Genomic DNA, 18,495 nt, shown 5'->3' on the forward strand with positions numbered 1-18,495 from the left:
GCCGCGCGCTGCCTTCCCGGCGTAGATTCGCCGCATGAATTGGCTTCCAGCCCTGATCGGCGCCCTTGCCCTGCTCGCCGCGAGCACGGCGCTCGGCCTGCTCTGGCGTGCCAGGACGGGGCGCGCCAGGGCCACCGCGGCCACCTCGGATTCACCCGCACTGACCCCGGCCGAGCTGGCGGATGCCGCCGGCACCCCCGCGCGGTTCGGCGAGCGTGCCACGCTGCTGCAGTTCTCCACCGAGTACTGCGCGCGCTGCCCGCAGACCCGAGCGCTGCTCTCCCACGTCGCCGCGGAGCACGACGGCGTCAACACGGTCGAGATCGACCTGGGCCAGCGGGCCGACCTGGCCCGCCGCTTCAACGTGCTGCAGACGCCGACGATCCTGATCCTGGACGCGGCCGGCCGCGTGCGCACCCGCATCGGCGGGGCGCCGGAGCGCGACACCCTCAGACACGCCATCGAACAGCTGTCAACCCAGCAGAACCTCGGAGAGGACTCCCATGTCGCTGCCACCCGCTGAGCCGGGCACCGCCCAGGCCACGCCCGCCGTCACGCAGGCCGACTCCCGGCCATCAGCCCCTGCCGGAATCGACCCGCGCGGGCCGCGCTTCAGCGCCGCCATCACCGCGGTACTGCTGTTCGGGGTGGTGCTGCTTGCGCTCTCCGGAGCCGAGACGGCCGCACTTCTCGGCCTCGCCGTGATCGCCGCCCTGTTCGCCTGGGGCGCCTTCGCCGGCGTCCGCCGCCACCCCTACGGCCTGCTGTTCCAGAAGCTCGTGCGGCCGCGGCTGGCGGCGCCGACCGAGTGGGAGGATCCCCGCCCGCCGACGTTCGCGCAGGGTGTCGGGCTGGTGGTGACCGGCATCGGCGTCGTGCTCGGTCTGCTCGGCCTGCCGGTCGCGGTCGGCATCGCCGCTGCCGCCGCTTTCATCGCGGCGTTCCTCAACGCGGTCTTCGGATACTGCCTCGGATGCCAGATCTACGTCCTGCTGGTGCGGCTGCGCGGATAGGCTGGGTGAAGGAGGTTTCACAATGGCGCTCACCAGCGAAGCAACAACGGTATGGAACGGATCACTCTTCGAGGGATCGGGAACAGTCACACTGGACTCATCGCAGGCCGGGGAGTTCCCGGTGAACTGGAAGGCCCGTTCTGAGGGTGCCCCGCACACGACGAACCCCGAGGAACTGCTGGGCGCCGCTCACGCCTCCTGCTTCTCGATGGCGTTCTCGCTCGCTCTGACGCAGGCCGGCTTCACGCCGACCAGCATCCAGACGACCGCGGCCGTCACCTTCGAGGCCGGCAAGGGCGTGCTCGGCAGCCACCTGCTGGTGAACGCTGTCGTCCCCGGTATCGACGAGGAAGAGTTCCACCGCATCGCGGAGGACGCCAAGTCGAACTGCCCCATCTCACAGGCGCTCGCGGGGATCCCGATCACCCTCGAAGCCGACCTCGCTTAGGTGGGCGACGGCTTTATCGGCTCAGGACCCGTGCCCCGCACCCGACGCCAGAAGGAGTCGCAGCTGCGGGTGCTGATCTCCGGCGCGTCCGGGCTGATCGGCACGGAACTCACCCGCCAGCTCGAGGCGACGGGGCACACCGTGCTGCGCCTGGTGCGGCGGCGGCCGCAGGCCGAGAACGAGGTGAACTGGGCGCCGACCGCGCGCATCCTCGACTTCACCCTGATGAACAGCGTGGATGCGGTCGTCAATCTGTCTGGCGCCTCGCTCGCGCGGCTGCCCTGGACGGCGGACTACCGCAAGCAGATCCTGTCGTCCCGGATCGAGACCACCCACGCGTTGACGGATGCCATGCGCATGGCGTCCTCGCCGCCTCCCGTGTTCCTGAGCGCCTCGGCTGTCGGCATCTATGGTGACCGGCCGGGCGAGCGCCTGACCGAGGAGTCGCTGCGCGGCAGCGGATTCCTGGCCGACGTGGTGTCGGCCTGGGAGCAGGCCGCGCACCTGGCACCGGAGAAGACGCGCGTCGTCACGTTCCGCAGCGGCATCGTGCTTGGCCACGGCGGTGCGCTGAGCCGGCTCGAGACGATCACCAAGCTCGGCCTGGGCGGCCCGATGGGCAGCGGCGGCCAGCACTGGCCGTGGATCAGCCTGTACGACGAGGCGGCCGCCATCCGGCACTTGCTCACCTCGCAGCTGAGCGGGCCGGTCAACGTTGTCGGGCCGACCCCGGCAACCGCCGACCGCATCAGCAAGTCCATCGCCAGCGAGCTGCACCGGCCCTACCGCTTCGCCGTGCCGGAGCGGCTGATCTCGCTGACCATGCGTGAGGCCGGCGACCAGCTGCTGCTGGCCAGCGCCAAGGTGGTGCCGGAGCGGCTGCTCGCCGATGGTTTCAGCTTCCGGCACGAGACGGCCGAGTCGGCGATCGCCGACATGCTCGGGCGCTAGGGTTCCTGCTGCTCCTGCGGCATCTGCCCCGCATCCCGCTGCGTCTAGTGCGCGGAGCGCTCCAGCGCGATCGCGCGGATGATGGCGGTGCGGGCGCGGCGGCGGTCGCCGGAGGCGTCGTAGGCGAGGCCGAGCCGGAACCAGGCGCGCCAGTCTTCCGGCGTGGCTTCGACCTCGGCCTGGAACCGGCCGAAGTCCTCGTCGGCGGCGTCGCGCAGCGGGCGCCCGCTGGCCCGTGTCGGCAGGACCTCCTCCGGCAGCGCGCCCTCGGCCTCCAGCACCCCGACGAGGCGCTGCGTGCGGATGCCGAACAGCAGCTCTCGGCCGAGCGCCCACGCCCCGACGAGCGGCAGCACGATGAGGGCGATGCCAATGCCGATCGCGATCGGCTCCCCCGTCATCACGAACTGCACGGCACGCCACCCGATCAGCACGATGTACACCGCGAGCAGGACCGCCATCAGGATGGCGGCGTTGCGGCCCTTCACAGTGCGGGCCCGGCGGCAGGCGGTGCGACGGGGCTGACCGCTTCCGGCAGCCCGAGGTCGAGCAGCGAGTCCAGGCCGACGGTCACACCGGTGAGACCGGGCAGCGCCCGCAGCGCGAGCACGATGCCCTGCTCGTAGGAGCTCGGCGAGAGGGTGTCGTGGCGCACGGTCAGGGTCTCCCCCGCCCCACCCAGGATGACCTCCTGCCGGGCGAGGAGCCCGCTCAACCGCAGGCTGTGGATCGGAATGCCGTCGACCTGCTGCCCGCGGGCACGCTGGTCGGTGTGCGGGGCGGCGACCGGGCCGAGGGCGCCGCGGGCCTCCGCGATGCGCTCTGCAGTGCGCACGGCCGTTCCGGACGGCGAGTCGATCTTGCCGGCGTGGTGCGCCTCGATGATCTCGATCGAATCAAAGAAGCGTGAGGCGAGCGCGCTGAGCGCGGTGCCGAGCACGGAGCCGACCGAGAAGTTGGGCACGACGAGCACGGCCGCGCCGTTGTCCAGGGTCTCGACCCGGCGGGACAGCGCCGCCACGGCATCCGCCGACCAGCCGGAGGTGCCGACCAGCACGCTCAGGCCGTGCTCGATGGCGAAGTCAACGACGCGCTGGCTGACACCGGGGTGGGTGAAGTCGATGGCGATGTCGGTGCGGTTGTCGGCGCTGCCGAGCATCTCCTCGAGCGCGCTCGAGGAGTGCAGTTCTGCGACGAGCTCGAAGCCCTCCGTGTCGCGCACGAGTCGGGCGGCGAGCTGTCCCATTTTGCCGGTGGCGCCAATGATGGCAACGCGTGAAGTCACCCAGCCAGACTAGCAAGCCTCGCCTGCCCGGCCGCTGCGAGCCCTACGCTGGAAGACATGGTGCAATTTGTCGAGACGGACGTGACGAGTGCTGCAGCGCAGGAGCTCCTGGGCGAGTACTTCGCCGAGCGGGCGGTCGGGTTTCCGCCCGAACAGGGCGCCTACCAGCCGACGTTCCCGCTGCCGGAGCATTTCACGGCCCCCGCAGGCCAGTTCCTACTCGTCGTCGACGCGGCGGACGAGGTCGGTGGTGGCGAGCTGCTCGGCTGCGGCGGCATCCGGCGCATTCAACGGGCGGATGCCGGCCTGGTGCGCTTCGAGGTGAAGCACCTGTACCTGCGCCAGGGCACTCGCGGCCGAGGCCTCGGGCGCGCGCTGCTGACCGAGCTGGAACGCCGGGCGGAGCAACTCGGCGCCGAGGAGATTGTGCTGGACACGAATGCGAGCCTCGAGTCGGCCGGGCAGCTCTACCGCCGCGCCGGGTACGCCGACATCGCCGCGTACAACGCGAACCCGAACGCGACGAACTGGTACGGCAAGCGGGTCGGCTGACGGGCACGACGCGCAGCGGCGCGAAAGGCGGCAGGCAGTTCCGAAGGAATCCGTCTCGGACCGACCGCATGCAATAATTCTCGCATGGGTGCTGAGGCGCTGATCCGTGAGCAGCACGTTGAGGCGCTCGCGTGGTGGAGAGTCGGGCTCCCGGACGGACAAAGAGCTCTTGCGGATGCGGCGACTGATGCCCTGGTGCATGGAACGGACGGGATCGCGCTGGCAGAGTTGGCGGGACTTCCCAGCGACGAGAACCCCTTCGCCGTGGATGCGCTTGCCGGTCGTGTTGCGGAGGAACTCAACCTTCAGCCCGACCTCGCTGGCGATCTGGAAGCTCTCGTTGCGCGCAGAATGTGCCGAAGCTTCCTCGCCGGAGGAATGACGGAGCGAGAACTCAGTCGATGGGTGCACCAACGATTCCACCACGAAAGCGACTCCGAACTTCTCAACGTGCTTGCTGAACTCGATGACGAATACGACCAATACGTCGGGTACGCACGCGCCGAACAGGATGCAATCCCGACTCGTCAGCGGATTCGCCGGGTCGCGGAGGAGATCGTAGCGAACTGAGCCCCGTCGTCAACGAGAATCCGACCCCGACGAATTAGTACGGCAAGCGCGTCGGCTGACGGGCGCGACGCGCAGCGGCGCGAAAGGCGGCAGACCCTCCCCAGGAATCCTCTGGGCAGTCACCGATGCTTGCCGGGGTTCCGACGAGCTCACCCAGCGGGCCGCTAGATCTGCAGCTGCTCCGGCAAGCCGGTGCGCAGTTCTACCGGCAGGTGGCCGAGATCGTTGTGGGTCACCAGCGTCCACGGCCGGCCCGGCTTCTGCTGCAGCACGGTCAGCCCGCAATTGGCCTGGTTGATGCTCACCCAGCGCCAGTCCGGCGCGCCGAGCACCTCGCGCACGAACCAGCCGATCACGAAGTTGTGCGTGATCAGCAGGTCGTGCCGGTCTGCGCTGCTGGACTGTAGGAACTCGGCGGTGGCGTCCTCCATCTGGGCGCGCCCGGCCTCGATCTCGGCAGCCGTCACCGAGCCGAAGAACGGGTCGTAGCTCGATGGGGTCTCCGGCGACGGCCCGGACGGCACGCAGTCGAACAGCAGCGCGGAGGGCTCCGGTGTGATGGCCGGCATCCGCTCGGCGATGATCGCGGCGGTCTCTGCCGCCCGCTGCAGTGGCGAGTGCCAGGCGCTGGTGAACGGAACGCCGCCGAGGCGTTCGGCGATGAGCTGCGCCTGGCGGATGCCGCGAGGCGAGAGCGGTCCGTCGGGGAGGCCATGTTCGGCATCCTGCTGCTCGCCATGGCGCACGAGGTAGAGGTAGTGGGGCACCAGTGACCCTTTCTTGTGGAACGAAGCGCGTGAAGTACCGCGGGTGGAACGAAGTGTGTGCGGGAGTGGAGGGGGCTTAGCGCCGGTTCGCGCGTGGCGCGGAGGAGTCGGCGGATGCCGCGGCGACGGCGTCACCCGGTGCGCCTGGCGGAGCCATGGTCGACCCTGTCGGCCCGGTTGCCGCTTCGGCCGCCGCGCCGCTCGGCAGGATCGACGAGAACACGTCGGCGTCGATCGCCCCGACGGCCACGAGCGAGAGCGGCCCACTGGCGAGGTCGGCGGCGAGCTCGCGCACGTCATCCGCGTTGACGAGGGCGAGCCTGCGCAGCGCCTCGTCGAGGTCGACAAACTCGCCGAGGGTGATCTCGGAGCGGCCGAGCCGCGACATGCGGGTGTCTGAGTCTTCGAGGGCGAGGGCTGAGGCGCCGGAGAGCTGCCCGCTGGCGCGGCTCATCTCTTCCGCGGTGACGCCGTGCTCCGCCAGGCGGTGCAGCTCGCCGAGCAGCAGCTCGGCGACCTGGCCGCTCTTGGCCGGTGAGCAGCCCGCGTACAGGCCGAAAACGCCGGCATCCGAGTAGGAGGCCGCGTAGGAGTACACCGAGTAGGCGAGGCCGCGCTTCTCGCGCACCTCCTGGAACAACCGTGACGACATCCCGCCGCCGAGGATCGAGTTGAGCACGCTCATGGTCACGCGACGCTCGTCGGCGGCGACGATGCCCGGCATGCCGATCAGCATGTTCACCTGCTCCAGCGGGCGGTTCACGATCGTCAGCGGGCTGCCCTGGCTGATCGGAACGGCGGTCAGGCTGCGGCGCGCAACAGGGGCGGCCGGCGTGTCAAGGTTCCAGCCGGCGGCCTTCAGGCTCTGCACCACGATGTCGACGAGCGCATCGTGGTCGACGGCGCCGGCCACAGAGACGACCAGGTCGTTGGGCCGGTAGTTGGCGCGGTAGTGCTCCATCACGGCGTCGCGGGTGACGGCTTCGATGTGCTCTGGCGTGCCGCCGATGGGACGGCCGAGCGGGTGTTCGCCGAGCACGGCCTGGAACAGGCTCTCGTTGGCGACATCGGCAGGGTCGTCCTGCGACATGGAGAGCTCTTCGAGGATGACGCCGCGTTCAGTCTCGAATTCAATCGGGTCCAGAACGGAGGACGCGAGCATGTCGGTGAGCACCTCGACGGCCATGGGCAGGTCGCGGTCGCGCACCTTGGCGTAGTAGCAGGTGTATTCCTTGGCCGTCATGGCGTTGTGCTCGCCACCGACGGCATCGAACGCGACGGCGATGTCGAGCGCGGTGCGTGTCTTCGTGCCCTTGAACAGCAGGTGCTCGAGGAAGTGGGTGGAGCCGAAGGTCGCGGGGTGCGCCGGGGAGGAAGCTCGGGCAGCGCGGGCGGCCTGTTCGTCGCGGGATCCGACGGCGACCCAGAAGCCGATCGTGGCGCTGCGGGCGCCCAACACCTGCTCGCTCAGGATCCGCACGCCGCTCGGCAGAACGGTGCGCCGAACACGGGCATCACCCGAAGCCTGAAAAGACAGCTCGGGCATATCCAAGGGGAAGTCAACTGCACCATTCATCACAGCCACCCTACGCCAGCGCACTGACGGAGGCCCCGAAATGACCCCCGCCCGGGGGTGTCACGGCTGCGGGATCCGCGTCACGACGGGCTTGCGCCCGGCGCCGGATGCCGCGTCGCTCCGGGCGCGGCGGGGCCCGCGAAGGGGAGGGCAGACAGATCTGTCTGCCCGTGCTACTGTCATCTCGTCGTCGAGCGGGGACACCCCCAAAACTCCGTCCGACGTCGCTGAGATGCACGTTCTCGACCTGGCGTCATTTCTTCCCGCCGACCCGAACGCCGGAGGGAGCCTCCAACTTCCGAGAGCCCCTACGCTCTCCGGGACAGCAACAGGACGAGTGTCCCTAGCACTTGTCAAGTAGGGCGAGGAGCTCTCACCCTTGTCTGGCAGAGGAGGTGGGCTGGATGGCAGTCCACAGTGTTTCACCCGACCAGCCCGCCTCCCACGCCAAGGTGCGCATCCTGGAGACGGCCAACCGCCTGTTCTATGACGAGGGCGTGCACAGCGTCGGAATCGACCGCATCATCGCGGAGGCCGGCGTCACCAAGACCACGCTGTACAAGTACTACCGTTCCAAAGAGCTGCTCACCGTCGCCTACCTCGAGCTGCGCGACAACTACGTCCGCGACATCGTCAACCGCCTTCTCGCCCAGACGGCGGACCCGATCGAGCGGCTGCACCTGTTGGTGGAGGCCATCGCGAGCGAGGCAGAGAAGCCCGACTTCCGCGGATGCCCGTTCATCAATGCCACCGCCCAGTTCAGCGATCCGCAGCACCCTGTGCGCCTGGCGATCGCCGAACACCGCCGCTGGTACACGGCGATGGTGCTGCAGCTGTTCCAGGACGCACGGCACCCCGAGCCGCTGCGGGCGCGGGACGACTTCTTTCTCGCCCGCGACGGCGCCTACGCCAGTGCGAATCTCGGCGACCCGGCAACGGCGACGGCCGCTCTGCGGCGGATGACGGGGCGCCTCATCGGGCAGGCCGGCGCGGCCAGCGACGACGAGTAGCCGCTCAACTCCCCGCGCTCGCCCGCTCCAGGTCAATGAGGTCTGCGCGGCTGAGCCGGTACGTGGCGGCTGCCATGACGGCATCAAGCTGGCTCGGGTCGCTGACCCCGGCAATCGGCGCGCAGATGCTGTTCTTGGATTGCAGCCAGGCCAGGGCGATGGTGGCCAACTGCACATCGAAGTCGCCGGCAATGCGGTCCATCACCGAGAGGATGCGGGTGCCGCGCCGGTTGAGGTGGGCGGCGACGCGCAGCCCACGCGTGGTCGTGGCGATCGCGGCGCGCGAGCGGTAGCCACCGGCGAGGAAGCCGTTGGCCAGGGCGAAGTAGGGCATCACGGCGATGCCCTGGGCGCGGGCGAGGAGCGCGAGCGACGTCTCGTACTCGGCGCGGTGCAGCAGGTTGTAGTGCGTTTGCAGCACCCGGAACCTGGGCAGCCCGTTCGCCGCCAACACCCGGGCCTCGAGGAGGCGCTCGGCCGAGAAGTTCGAGGCCGCCAGGTACCGCACCTTGCCCGCCCGGATGAGGGAGTCAACGGCGCTGAGGCTCTCCTCCAGGTGCACCCCGCGGTCGTCCAGGTGGAAGGTGAGCAGGTCGATCCGATCGGTCTGCAGCCGCTTCAGGGAGGCCTCCACCGCCCGAATGATGCCGGCCGTGCCGAGCCCCTGATTGTCAGGGTTGCGCCCGATCTTGGTGGAGATGACGGTTGCATCGCGCGAGCCAGAGCGACGCATCCAGAGGCCGATCAGGTGCTCGCTGCGCCCGGCCGCGTAGCTGTCGGCAGTGTCGATGAAGTTGCCGCCGAGCTCGCGATAGCGGTCGAGCACATCTTCTGAGGCCCCCGCTCCGAGCGCCCAGCCGAACATGCTCGTGCCGAGCGCGAGCGGGAACACGTCGAGGTCGGTGTCGGCCACCCGGCGGCGCGGTACACCCGGCGCCGGCTGGTGCGCCCCCGTCGGGGTTGGCGTGGGTGTGGGCGCCACCGCATGCACGTCGATGTTCGGGATCTCGGAGAGGCCGGAGATCTCACCGGAACGCGGTGATTGCTCTGGTGCGTCCGGTGGGCGCGCGGAGTTCTCCACCTTCTGCTCCACCTGGCGATTCCGGGCCCCCACCCGAACAAACTGAGTCATGCTCACCCCTTTCCCACCTTGACATTAGCCCGCAGGTGCGACGCCGCACCGGGGCCAGCACTGAACCGTTATCAAACCGTGTGTTCCGCCCGTTCCAACAGCGCCCTGGCATGCCGCACGACGGGCTCGTCGACCATCTGCCCCTCGAAGCGGAACACCCCTGCCTCGCCCTCCGCGCGCTGCAAGAGTGCCAGCGCCCTGCGCAGTTGCTCGGCACTCGGCCGGTACGCATCGCGGATCACGGAGACCTGGTCTGGGTGGATGCAGGCCGTCGCGCGGAATCCGCTGGCCACGGCATCCCGTGCCTCGTCCGCGAGCCCCGACAGGTCGCCAATGTCGAGGTGCACGGTGTCGATGGCCGCTTTGCCGTGGGCGCCGGCGGCCAGCAGCACCGCGGAACGGGCATGCCGCGCGACGTCGCGGTAGCGCCCGTCCGGCAAACGGCTGGAGCTTCCGCCGAGTGAGGCCACCAGGTCCTCCGCGCCCCACATCAGCGCCGCAACCGACTCCTCCGCGGCCAGCTGTGGGGCGGCCAGCACCCCGGCGGCCGTCTCGCAGAGCACGACGAGGCCGATGCCCGTGGTCCCACCCGCTGCGGCGAGCGCCTCGACGGAGCGCACTGCGGCGGCCGATTCGGCCTTGGGCAGCATCAGCGTGCGGTAGCCGGCGGCGAGCGCCGCGGCGATGTCGGCGGTGTGATCGGCGGAGCCGTGCGGATTCACGCGAACGATGGTGCGCGTGGGGTCGAGCGGGTGTGCGGCCAGCGCCGCGCGTGCCCCCGGGCGGGAGGCGGGCGCGACGGCATCCTCCAAGTCAAGGATGACGACATCGGAGCGCTGCGCCGCCTTGGCGTAGCGGTCGGGCCGGTCGGCTGGGCAGAACAGCAGGGCGGGGCCGCTCCCCCCGATGTCGACGCCGCCCGTCATGGCGTCTGCCCCGGCAGGGCGTCGGCGCACCAGACCAGGGTGGTGCGGCTGGCTGTCGCCACCACCTCGCCGTGCTGGTTGCGCCCGGTGTGCTCCAGCGTGACGATGCCCTGCCCCGGCCGGGAGGAGGAGAGCCGCTTGGCTGTGACCTGCGTCTCGGCGTAGAGGGTGTCGCCGTGGAACAGCGGCAGCGGGAACGTGACGGCGCCGAAGCCGAGGTTCGCAACGAGGGTGCCCTGGGTCAGCTGAGCGACCGAGGCCCCGACGAGTGTGGACAGGGTGAGCATCGAGTTGACCAGTCGCTGGCCGAACGGCTGCCCGGCGGCGAAGGCGGCGTCCAGGTGCAGGGCCTGCGTGTTCATGGTGAGGCTGCTGAACAGCACATTGTCGGCCTCGCCGATGGTGCGCCCCGGCCGGTGCAGGTAGCGCGTGCCCAGCTCGAACTCCTCATAGAACAGCCCGCGCTGCACAACCTCCCTGGCCACGCCGTCTCCGTCACTCATCGCCGTTCCTCTCCTGCTGGCTCACCGCTTGCGCGTCAATGGATGCGACCAGCTGATCGCGGCGCAGCGCATCGCCGAGCCGCACGTGCAGTCGCAGCGTGCCGGCGACGCTCGCCGCCACCTGGTGCTCCATCTTCATGGCTTCCACCGTGGCGATCGGGGCGCCGAGGGCGACCTCATCGCCGGATGCCGCGTGCAACGCCACAACGGTGCCCGGCGTCGGCGTGCGCAGCTCGGGGCTCGCCACCACCCCGCCCTCCCGCTCGGCCCGGGCGGCACGGATACGCGCCAGCTCCCCCTGCAGCTCGGCCTCCCGGCTGAGCACGGCCAGATGGAAGGTCTGCCCTTCCACGGCCAGCTGCAGCTCGTCATCCGTGAGGGCCCAGCTCCAGCGCCGCCGCACTCCGCCGATCGCGATGCCGACGTGCACGGCGGTCGCCCCCGCGGCGGCGACCAGGCCCCCCGCCCTGGCTGCCTCGTGCAGTGTCGCCCTCCTGCCGCCCGCATCGGCATCATCCAACACCATCACCCGCGTGCCGAGCCCGGCCATCTCGCCCACCCCGCTGTGGACACTCACGGTGAAGAGCTCTGGCATCGCTGTGGCGCTACCGGTGCCCACGAGTCGCACACGCCAGACGGCGGGGCGGGCGGCGCCCGCTCCCCCGATGCGCCAGCCCGAGCGCTCCTGCCACGGCGACGGCGGGCCGTTCCACAGGGGCGCGCCCGCCTCGAGCACGAGCGCGGCGACCGCGAGCGCCTCCCGCAGCAGCGAGGGGGCCGAGGCTTCCGTGCCGGGCGCCGCGTCCAAGTGGCGCGCGATCAGCCCGGTATCCAGTGCGCCCGACGCCACGGCCGGGTCGGCGAGCAGGCCGCGCAGGAACGCGAGATTGGTGTCGACGCCGAGGATGACCGTTTCGGCCAGCGCAGCGTCGAGCCGGGCAAGCGCGCCGGCCCGATCCGGGGCCCAGGCGATCACCTTGGCCAGCATCGGGTCGTAGTGGGAGCCGATCTCGCCACCGGCAACGAGCGAGCTGTCCACCCGTACCCCTGCGCCGTGCGCCTCGGCGAGCGCCTGCACCCGCCCGCTCGTCGGCAGGAAGTCGTGCGCCGGGTCCTCGGCGTAGATGCGTGCCTCCACCGCGTGCCCGTCCAGCCGAATCTGCTCCTGCGCCCACGGCAGGCTCTGCCCGGCGGCCACCCGCAGCTGCCATTCGACGATGTCGATGCCGGTGACCAGCTCGGTGACGGGGTGCTCCACCTGGAGCCGGGTGTTCATCTCCATGAAGTAGAACTCGTCCGGCGCGGCATCCGAGATCAGGAACTCGACGGTGCCAGCCCCCTCGTAGCCGACGCTGCGGGCGACCGCGCAGGCCGCCTCGCCGATGCGGGCCCGGGTGGCGGCGTCGAGCAGCGGCGACGGCGCCTCCTCGATCACCTTCTGCTGACGGCGCTGCAGTGAGCATTCCCGCTCGCCGAGGTGCACCGTGTGGCCGGAGCGGTCGGCCAGCAACTGCACCTCGATGTGCCGGGGGCGCTGGATGAACTTCTCCAGGAACAGGGTGTCGTCGCCGAACGCCGCGCGGGCGGTGCGCCGGGCCGAGGCCAGCGCCGTCGGCAGCGCATCGGGCGAGTCGACGAGCTGCATGCCCTTGCCGCCGCCGCCAGCCGAGGGTTTGACCAGCACCGGGTAGCCCAGCAGTTCCGCGGATGCCGCCAGCTCGGCGTCGCTCGCCGGACCGGCGCCGTCGCCCGTTCCTCCCTCGCTGCCGGGCGTCACGGGCACTCCGTGGGCGGCCACGTGCCGTTTGGAGCGGATCTTGTCGCCCATCACGCTCAGCGCATACTCGCTCGGCCCGACGAAGACCACACCGGCCTCGGCGCAGGCCGCGGCCAGCAGCGGGCTCTCGGAGAGAAAACCGTAACCGGGGTGCACGGCATCCGCCCCGCTCGCGTGCACGGCCGCCATCACCGCCTCGACGTTGAGGTAGCTCTCGCCGGCCGGGGCCGGACCGATGCGGATCGCCAGGTCGGCCAGGCCGACATGCTTGGCGTCGCTGTCGGCGTCGCTGTAGACGGCGATCGAGGTCACGCCGAGCCGGCGGAGCGTCGCGATCACGCGGCAGGCGATCTCTCCGCGGTTGGCGACGAGCACCCGGCGGAATGGGGGCGCGGCGGACTCGGTGGCGTGGGGAGAGTCGATATTCATGTCCGCATCACATCCGGAAGAGGCCGAAGGCCGGATCGGGCAGCGGTGTGCGGCTGCAGAGGTCGAGGGCGAGGCCGAGCACCCGGCGGGTGTCGGCCGGGTCGATGATGCCGTCATCCCAGAGCCGGGCTGTCGAATAGTAGGGGCTGCCCTGATGTTCGTAGCGTTCCCGGATCGGGGCACGGAACGCCGCCTCCTCCTCGGCCGGCCACTGCTCGTCGCGGGCCTCGTACTGTTCCCGTTTGACGGTGGCGAGCACGGCGGCGGCCTGCTCTCCGCCCATCACCGAGATGCGGGCGCCCGGCCACATCCAGAGGAAGCGGGGCGAGTAGGCGCGCCCGCACATCGAGTAGTTGCCTGCGCCGAATGAGCCACCGATCACGACGGTGAGCTTCGGTACCCGGGTGGTGGCCACGGCGGTCACCATCTTCGCCCCGTGTTTGGCGATGCCGCCGGCCTCCGCGTCGCGGCCGACCATGAAGCCGGAGATGTTCTGCAGGAACAGCAGCGGAATGCCGCGTTGGTCGCAGAGCTCGATGAAGTGCGCGCCCTTCTCGGCGGACTCGCTGAACAGCACCCCATTGTTGGCGATGACTCCGACCGGGTGGCCGTGGATGTGCGCAAAACCGGTGACCAGCGTGGTGCCGTATTCGCGCTTGAACTCGTGCAGCGCGCTGCCGTCGACGAGCCGGGCGATCACCTCGCGCACGTCGTAGTCGGCCTGCACATCGACCGGCACAACCCCGTACAGCTCGGACTCGTCGGCCAGCGGCGGGATGTCTGCGGTCACTGCCCAGGCCGGCTCGGCCGGTGGCGGCAGCGTCGCCACGATCTCGCGCACGATCTCGAGGGCGTGCGCGTCGTTCTCGGCCAGGTGGTCGGTGACGCCGGAGACGCGGGAGTGCAGTTCGCCACCGCCGAGCTCCTCTGCCGTCACCACCTCGCCGATCGCCGCCCGCACCAGCGGCGGCCCGCCGAGGAAGATGGTGCCCTGGCCGCGCACGATCACGGTCTCGTCGCTCATCGCCGGAACATAGGCGCCGCCGGCGGTGCAGGAGCCGAGCACCGCCGCGATCTGCGGCACCCGGGCGGCCGACATCCTGGCCTGGTTGTAGAAGATGCGGCCGAAGTGCTCGCGGTCCGGGAACACCTCGTCTTGCATCGGCAGGTAGGCGCCGCCGGAGTCGACCAGGGCGATGCAGGGCAGCCGGTTCTCGAACGCGATCTCCTGGGCGCGGAGGTGCTTCTTCACGGTGAGCGGGAAGTAGCTGCCGCCTTTGACGGTCGGGTCGTTGCAGATCACCATGACGGGGCGGCCGTGCACCAGCCCGACGCCGGCGATGACCCCGGCGGCCGGGGCCTCGCCGCCGTAGAGTTCGTGGGCGGCCAGCGGGGCGACCTCGAGGAATGGGCTGCCCGGGTCGAGCAGCCGGTCGATGCGCTCTCGGGGCAGCAGCTTGCCGCGCCCGGTGTGCCGCAGCCTGGACGCCTGCGGCCCGCCCTCGCGGGCCACGGCGAGTGTCGCGTTCAGCTCGGCGACGAGGGCGCGTTGCGCCATCTCATTGGCGAGGAACTGCGCGCCGTCCTTGTCGATACGACTGGTCAGCACCGCGATGCCGGCCGCGCTCGGCGCAGCGCGGGGCACGGCCACGGCATCCGGATCGAACAGACCGCTCATCGCGCCCTCCCCCATTGGCTGGCGGCGGGCAGTGCCCCGCCGGAACGTGATCCCACCATACTCAGCGCGCGTTCACAGCAGGGTGAGAACACGGCCGGGATTACTGAGGATCGCCCCAATGTCACGCAGGAATCCGGCGCCCTGCTCGCCGTCGACGACGCGGTGGTCAAAGCTGAGGCTGAGCGTGAGCACGTCGCGCAGGGCGATCTCGCCCCGCCACTCCCGCGGTTCCCTGCGCAAAGCACCGAGCGCGAGGATGCCGGTCTGGCCGGGCGTGAGGATGGGCGTGCCGGAATCCACACCGAACACCCCAATGTTGCTGATGGTGAACGTGCCACCGCGGAGTGCCGCCGGCGTCGTCGCGCCCGCCCTGGCGGTGGCGCCCAGCGTGGCGAGCGCCTCGGCGAGCGCATTCAGCCCGAGGGTCTGCGCGTCGGCTATCACGGGCACGATCAGGCCGCGTGGGGTGGCGGCGGCGATGCCGAGGTGCACCGAACTGTAGAGCACGATCTCTTGGGCCGTCTCATCCCAGTGCGCGTTCAGCTCCGGCGAGTGCCGCAGGGCGATGCAGACGGCCTGCGCCGTGAGGGCGAGGATGCCGGGCCGGGCCACGTCGGGCGCGCTGTTCCGGCCGCGCTCCGCCTTCAACTCTGCGAGCAATTCGAGACTGCGCGTGACGTCGACGGTGAGGAAGCAGCTCACATGCGGCGCCGTGAACGCGCTCTGCACCATCGCCGCCGCCGTGTGCTTGCGCACGCCGCGGATCGGGATGTGCGTCTCCCGCTGCCCGGCCGGGCCGTCGGAGGCGGCGGTCGTCGGCGTTGCGGGGGCGGATGCCGCGGCGGTGGCCGATGTGGGAGACGCGGCGGTCGCCGGCTGCCCTTCGAAACGCCCCGCAAAGGCAGCCTCCACATCGCCCCTGGTGATGGCGCCGCTGTCGCCGCTGCCCTCCAGCTGCTCGAGGTCAATGCCGAGCTCATGGGCCAGTTTGCGCACGGGCGGCGTCGAGCGCGCCCGAGAGGCCGCGTCCAGGTGCACCGCTCCGGTGCTCACGGTGCCTGTCTGCACAGCACCGGTGTCGGCCAACGGGTCGATCCCCGCCACGATCGTGATCGCCTCGGTCTCCAGGCGGCGTCGTGCCCGCCGCACCGGGCCGGTGGCGGCCTCGGCCGGAGCACCGTAGCCGACGAGATTCTCTGGGGCCGGGGTGTCTGACTCCACGTCGCCGCCCGCGCCGCCCAGCGTGATCGGCGTCGTGGGCGGTTCGGCGGCGTCGCCCGCAGCCCCGTTCGCGACGGCGCCCTGTGCGACATCCACATCGAGCAGCGGTTCACCGACGTTCACGGTGACGCCCGGCTCCGCATAGATGCGGGAGATGATGCCGGCATAGGGCGCTGGCAGCTCGACGATGGCCTTGGCCGTTTCGACCTCGGCGATGATCTGGTTCAGCGTGACCGTGTCGCCGACGGCGATGCGCCAGCTGACGACCTCCGACTCGGTGAGGCCCTCACCGAGATCGGGGAGTCGGAAGGTGCGGATCTGGCTCATGATGCCGCCCCCGCCTCGGCGCCAACCCGGCCGAGCGCCCGGTCGACCCCGTCCATGATCCGGTCCAGGTCAGGCAGATAATGCCGTTCCAGCTTGGCCGGCGGGTAGGGCACATCGAATCCGGTCACCCGCACCGGCGCATGCTCGAGGTACTCGAAGCAGCGCTCTGTCAGGCTGGCCACGATCTCGGCGCCGAGGCCGCCGAAGCCCGGCGCCTCGTGGGTGACGACGAGGCGCCCCGTCTTCTGCACGGAGGCCGCCAGCGTGTCCAGGTCCAGCGGCGCCAGGCTGCGCAGGTCGATCACCTCGATCGAGATGCCCTCCGCACGCGCAGCGGTGGCGGCATCCATCGCCGTGGCCACCAGCGGCCCGTAGGCGAGCAGGGTCACGTCGCTGCCGGTGACGACGACGTTCGCCCCGCCCATCGGCGCCGCGTCGGCGAGCGGTCGGTCGACGTCGACCTCGCCCTTGACGTGGTAGCGCCGTTTCGGCTCGAAGAACAGCACGGGATCGTTGCTGGCGATCGCCTGCTGGATCATGGTGAAGGCATCCTGCGGTGTCGACGGGCTCACGACGCGGAGGCCCGGCGTGTGCGCGAAGTAGGCCTCCGGCGACTCGGAGTGGTGCTCGGCCGAGCCGATTCCGCCGCCGAAGGGCACCCGGATGGTGATCGGCAGGCTGACGACGCCGTTGGTGCGGGCGTGTGTACGCGAGACCTGGCTGACGATCTGGTCGAACGCCGGGAAGATGAAGCCGTCGAATTGGATCTCGACGACGGGCCGGTAGCCGCGGTAGCCGAGGCCGACGGCCGTGCCCAGGATGCCGGACTCGGCGAGCGGGGTGTCCATGACCCGGCGCGGGCCGAACTCGGCTTGCAGGCCGTCGGTCACCCGGTACACGCCGCCCAGCGCGCCGATGTCCTCCCCCATCAGCATGGTCTTCGGGTCGGCGGCGAGGGCTGCGCGCAGCCCGGCGTTGATGGCGCCTGCCAGAGTCATCACGGTCATCGTGCGCCCCCGTCCGTGCTCGGCTGCCCGGATTCCGTGGGTTCCTCGAACTGAGCGAGGTAGCGCAGGTACTCCGCGCGCTGGCGGGCCAGCCCGGAGTGCGGTTCGGCGTAGATGTGCTCGAACAGCTCGTGCGCAGCCGGCTGGGCGATGGCGATGGTCTCCGCGCGCACCGCGGCGGCGGCGGTGTCGGCGGCATCCGCCACCTGCTGTTCGAACTCGCGGGTGAACGCGCCCAACCCGCGCAGCAGCGCCTCGATCCTGGCCAGCGGGTCGCGGGGGGCCCAGATCTCCAGGTCGGCCGGGTCGCGGTACTTGCGCGGGTCGTCGGCGGTCGTGTGCGGGCCCATCCGGTAGGTGACGGCCTCGATGAAGCTGGGGCCGCCGCCGGTGCGGGCCCGTTCGACGGCCAGGCGGGTGGCCGCCAGCACGGCGAGCACGTCGTTGCCGTCGACGCGCATGCTGGGGATCCCGAAGCCGGGCGCACGGTCGGCGATCGGCCGGTGCGCCTGCAACCCGACGGGCTCCGAGATGGCCCAGTGGTTGTTCTGGCAGAAGAAGACGACCGGCGCCTGGTAGCTCGCGGCGAAGATCAGGGCCTCGTTCACGTCGCCCTGGCTGCTCGCGCCATCGCCGAGATAGGTGAGCGCGACGGCGTCGGCGCCGTCGTTCTGGATGCCGAGCGCATAGCCGGTGGCGTGCAGCGTCTGCGCTCCGATGATGACCTGCAGCGGCGCCATGTTGACCTCGTACGGGTTCCAGCCGGAGGCCGTCGCCCCGCGCCACACCCGGTTCAGGTCAGACGGCCGCACCCCGCGCGCCCAGGCCACGCCCATGTCGCGGTAGGTGGCGAACACGAAGTCGTCGCCGCGGAGCGCCCGCGCCGAACCGATCTGCGACGCCTCCTGGCCGAGCAGCGGCGGCCAGAGGCCGATCTCGCCTTGGCGTTGCAGTGCGGTGCCCTCCGCGTCGAGTCGGCGGATGACGGCCATGTCTTGGTACAGCTCGGCGATGGCGGCGGCATCAAGTTCGGCCACCCACGGGTCCAGCTCGGCGTTCGGCAGCCGTTCACCACTGGTGCTGACCAACCGGGCGAGGCTCGCCTGTTCGTCGGCGTCCGCTTGTGTGGCGGCATCCGCCACTGCGCCGACTGCAGTTCGGGAGGCGGCGTCCTGGTCGGCACGCTCGGCCGACAGTGGGGTCTGAATCATGACGTGTGCTCCAATTCGTCACGGTGGAGCGCACCAGCTTGTGGCCGGGGCGCACCGTTCCGGCCACGCTGCCGGAACAATCGCGAGACTACGCGCGGAGCACAGCAAGCAC

General features: G+C 70.7%; 19 protein-coding genes. 7 read left to right on the forward strand and 12 right to left on the reverse strand.

What is annotated here, in order from left to right; all coding sequences use genetic code 11:
• Positions 1 to 34: 34 nt before the first annotated feature.
• The 4 genes from AWU67_RS08910 to AWU67_RS08925 are packed head-to-tail and all read left to right on the forward strand — an operon-like array spanning position 35 to position 2,412.
• Positions 35 to 523 carry a TlpA family protein disulfide reductase gene (locus AWU67_RS08910; RefSeq protein WP_067228024.1) on the forward strand — a complete coding sequence of 163 codons (489 nt, stop codon included), beginning with the start codon at positions 35 to 37 and terminating at the stop codon, positions 521 to 523.
• Positions 504 to 1,013: a DUF4395 domain-containing protein gene (locus tag AWU67_RS08915; RefSeq protein ID WP_067228027.1), complete on the forward strand. Its 510-nt coding sequence runs from the start codon at positions 504 to 506 to the stop codon at positions 1,011 to 1,013. Before AWU67_RS08910 ends, AWU67_RS08915 begins: the two co-directional genes overlap by 20 nt.
• A gap of 22 nt (positions 1,014 to 1,035) precedes the next feature.
• The gene (locus AWU67_RS08920; protein ID WP_067228030.1) at positions 1,036 to 1,461 is read left to right on the forward strand and encodes an OsmC family protein; all 426 of its coding nucleotides are present in this window, start codon (positions 1,036 to 1,038) and stop codon (positions 1,459 to 1,461) included.
• A gap of 30 nt (positions 1,462 to 1,491) precedes the next feature.
• Positions 1,492 to 2,412 carry a TIGR01777 family oxidoreductase gene (locus tag AWU67_RS08925; RefSeq protein WP_067232455.1) on the forward strand — a complete coding sequence of 307 codons (921 nt, stop codon included), beginning with the start codon at positions 1,492 to 1,494 and terminating at the stop codon, positions 2,410 to 2,412.
• A gap of 44 nt (positions 2,413 to 2,456) precedes the next feature.
• Here AWU67_RS08925 and AWU67_RS08930 read toward each other — a convergent pair whose 3' ends face one another.
• Positions 2,457 to 2,900, reverse strand: coding sequence for a hypothetical protein (locus AWU67_RS08930; RefSeq protein WP_425339183.1), 444 nt, complete (start codon positions 2,898 to 2,900; stop codon positions 2,457 to 2,459).
• On the reverse strand, positions 2,897 to 3,697 hold the full coding sequence (dapB, locus tag AWU67_RS08935) for a 4-hydroxy-tetrahydrodipicolinate reductase (protein WP_067228032.1): 801 nt from the start codon (positions 3,695 to 3,697) through the stop codon (positions 2,897 to 2,899). The genes AWU67_RS08930 and dapB overlap by 4 nt, the downstream gene beginning before the upstream one ends.
• Positions 3,698 to 3,754: 57 nt before the next feature.
• Here dapB and AWU67_RS08940 point away from each other — a divergent pair, with 57 nt between their 5' ends.
• Both AWU67_RS08940 and AWU67_RS08945 read left to right on the forward strand, forming a co-directional pair.
• The gene (locus AWU67_RS08940) at positions 3,755 to 4,249 is read left to right on the forward strand and encodes a GNAT family N-acetyltransferase (protein ID WP_067228034.1); all 495 of its coding nucleotides are present in this window, start codon (positions 3,755 to 3,757) and stop codon (positions 4,247 to 4,249) included.
• 84 nt (positions 4,250 to 4,333) lie between these two features.
• Entirely contained in the window at positions 4,334 to 4,819 is a 486-nt protein-coding gene (locus tag AWU67_RS08945) for a hypothetical protein (RefSeq protein ID WP_067228037.1), read from the forward strand.
• Between the two features lie 164 nt (positions 4,820 to 4,983).
• Here the strand turns inward: AWU67_RS08945 and AWU67_RS08950 are convergent, their stop codons facing one another.
• Positions 4,984 to 5,586 (reverse strand): histidine phosphatase family protein, encoded by a 603-nt coding sequence (locus AWU67_RS08950; RefSeq protein ID WP_067228040.1) that lies wholly within the window; start codon positions 5,584 to 5,586, stop codon positions 4,984 to 4,986.
• Between the two features lie 76 nt (positions 5,587 to 5,662).
• A complete protein-coding gene (locus AWU67_RS08955; RefSeq protein WP_082716877.1) occupies positions 5,663 to 7,162 on the reverse strand; it encodes a M16 family metallopeptidase in 1,500 nt (499 codons plus the stop codon).
• 404 nt (positions 7,163 to 7,566) lie between these two features.
• On the opposite strand from AWU67_RS08955, the gene AWU67_RS08960 reads away from it, so the two are divergent.
• Positions 7,567 to 8,172 (forward strand): TetR/AcrR family transcriptional regulator, encoded by a 606-nt coding sequence (locus AWU67_RS08960; RefSeq protein ID WP_067228043.1) that lies wholly within the window; start codon positions 7,567 to 7,569, stop codon positions 8,170 to 8,172.
• A gap of 4 nt (positions 8,173 to 8,176) precedes the next feature.
• Here the strand turns inward: AWU67_RS08960 and AWU67_RS08965 are convergent, their stop codons facing one another.
• The 8 genes from AWU67_RS08965 to pdhA form a co-directional block, all read right to left on the reverse strand.
• Positions 8,177 to 9,304 carry an aldo/keto reductase gene (locus AWU67_RS08965; RefSeq protein ID WP_082716878.1) on the reverse strand — a complete coding sequence of 376 codons (1,128 nt, stop codon included), beginning with the start codon at positions 9,302 to 9,304 and terminating at the stop codon, positions 8,177 to 8,179.
• Between the two features lie 71 nt (positions 9,305 to 9,375).
• The gene (locus tag AWU67_RS08970) at positions 9,376 to 10,230 is read right to left on the reverse strand and encodes an HpcH/HpaI aldolase/citrate lyase family protein (protein WP_067228045.1); all 855 of its coding nucleotides are present in this window, start codon (positions 10,228 to 10,230) and stop codon (positions 9,376 to 9,378) included.
• Positions 10,227 to 10,733, reverse strand: a complete 507-nt coding sequence (locus AWU67_RS08975) for a MaoC family dehydratase (protein WP_067228048.1) — start codon at positions 10,731 to 10,733, stop codon at positions 10,227 to 10,229. Before AWU67_RS08975 ends, AWU67_RS08970 begins: the two co-directional genes overlap by 4 nt.
• The gene (locus AWU67_RS08980; protein ID WP_067228050.1) at positions 10,726 to 12,939 is read right to left on the reverse strand and encodes an acetyl/propionyl/methylcrotonyl-CoA carboxylase subunit alpha; all 2,214 of its coding nucleotides are present in this window, start codon (positions 12,937 to 12,939) and stop codon (positions 10,726 to 10,728) included. Before AWU67_RS08980 ends, AWU67_RS08975 begins: the two co-directional genes overlap by 8 nt.
• Positions 12,940 to 12,946: 7 nt before the next feature.
• Positions 12,947 to 14,497 carry a carboxyl transferase domain-containing protein gene (locus AWU67_RS08985; RefSeq protein ID WP_067232464.1) on the reverse strand — a complete coding sequence of 517 codons (1,551 nt, stop codon included), beginning with the start codon at positions 14,495 to 14,497 and terminating at the stop codon, positions 12,947 to 12,949.
• 192 nt (positions 14,498 to 14,689) lie between these two features.
• On the reverse strand, positions 14,690 to 16,165 hold the full coding sequence (locus AWU67_RS08990) for a dihydrolipoamide acetyltransferase family protein (RefSeq protein ID WP_067228053.1): 1,476 nt from the start codon (positions 16,163 to 16,165) through the stop codon (positions 14,690 to 14,692).
• Positions 16,162 to 17,172 carry an alpha-ketoacid dehydrogenase subunit beta gene (locus AWU67_RS08995; protein WP_067228056.1) on the reverse strand — a complete coding sequence of 337 codons (1,011 nt, stop codon included), beginning with the start codon at positions 17,170 to 17,172 and terminating at the stop codon, positions 16,162 to 16,164. Before AWU67_RS08995 ends, AWU67_RS08990 begins: the two co-directional genes overlap by 4 nt.
• On the reverse strand, positions 17,169 to 18,383 hold the full coding sequence (pdhA, locus tag AWU67_RS09000) for a pyruvate dehydrogenase (acetyl-transferring) E1 component subunit alpha (RefSeq protein ID WP_082716880.1): 1,215 nt from the start codon (positions 18,381 to 18,383) through the stop codon (positions 17,169 to 17,171). The genes AWU67_RS08995 and pdhA overlap by 4 nt, the downstream gene beginning before the upstream one ends.
• Between the last annotated feature and the right edge of the window lie 112 nt (positions 18,384 to 18,495).

It is taken from the genome of Microterricola viridarii, from assembly GCF_001542775.1.
Classification (GTDB): domain Bacteria; phylum Actinomycetota; class Actinomycetes; order Actinomycetales; family Microbacteriaceae; genus Microterricola; species Microterricola viridarii_A.

Bases quoted from the DNA above. Each gene is read 5' to 3' on its own strand.
- pdhA (WP_082716880.1), bottom strand. From the start codon at position 18,383: ATGATTCAGACCCCACTGTCGGCCGAGCGTGCCGACCAGGACGCCGCC.
- AWU67_RS08980 (WP_067228050.1), bottom strand. From the start codon at position 12,939: ATGAATATCGACTCTCCCCACGCCACCGAGTCCGCCGCGCCCCCATTC.
- AWU67_RS08970 (WP_067228045.1), bottom strand. From the start codon at position 10,230: ATGACGGGCGGCGTCGACATCGGGGGGAGCGGCCCCGCCCTGCTGTTC.
- AWU67_RS08985 (WP_067232464.1), bottom strand. From the start codon at position 14,497: ATGGCGCAACGCGCCCTCGTCGCCGAGCTGAACGCGACACTCGCCGTG.
- AWU67_RS08965 (WP_082716878.1), bottom strand. From the start codon at position 9,304: ATGACTCAGTTTGTTCGGGTGGGGGCCCGGAATCGCCAGGTGGAGCAG.
- AWU67_RS08955 (WP_082716877.1), bottom strand. From the start codon at position 7,162: ATGAATGGTGCAGTTGACTTCCCCTTGGATATGCCCGAGCTGTCTTTT.
- AWU67_RS08920 (WP_067228030.1), top strand. From the start codon at position 1,036: ATGGCGCTCACCAGCGAAGCAACAACGGTATGGAACGGATCACTCTTC.
- AWU67_RS08945 (WP_067228037.1), top strand. From the start codon at position 4,334: ATGGGTGCTGAGGCGCTGATCCGTGAGCAGCACGTTGAGGCGCTCGCG.
- AWU67_RS08960 (WP_067228043.1), top strand. From the start codon at position 7,567: ATGGCAGTCCACAGTGTTTCACCCGACCAGCCCGCCTCCCACGCCAAG.
- AWU67_RS08915 (WP_067228027.1), top strand. From the start codon at position 504: ATGTCGCTGCCACCCGCTGAGCCGGGCACCGCCCAGGCCACGCCCGCC.
- AWU67_RS08975 (WP_067228048.1), bottom strand. From the start codon at position 10,733: ATGAGTGACGGAGACGGCGTGGCCAGGGAGGTTGTGCAGCGCGGGCTG.
- AWU67_RS08940 (WP_067228034.1), top strand. From the start codon at position 3,755: ATGGTGCAATTTGTCGAGACGGACGTGACGAGTGCTGCAGCGCAGGAG.
- AWU67_RS08995 (WP_067228056.1), bottom strand. From the start codon at position 17,172: ATGACCGTGATGACTCTGGCAGGCGCCATCAACGCCGGGCTGCGCGCA.
- AWU67_RS08910 (WP_067228024.1), top strand. From the start codon at position 35: ATGAATTGGCTTCCAGCCCTGATCGGCGCCCTTGCCCTGCTCGCCGCG.
- AWU67_RS08990 (WP_067228053.1), bottom strand. From the start codon at position 16,165: ATGAGCCAGATCCGCACCTTCCGACTCCCCGATCTCGGTGAGGGCCTC.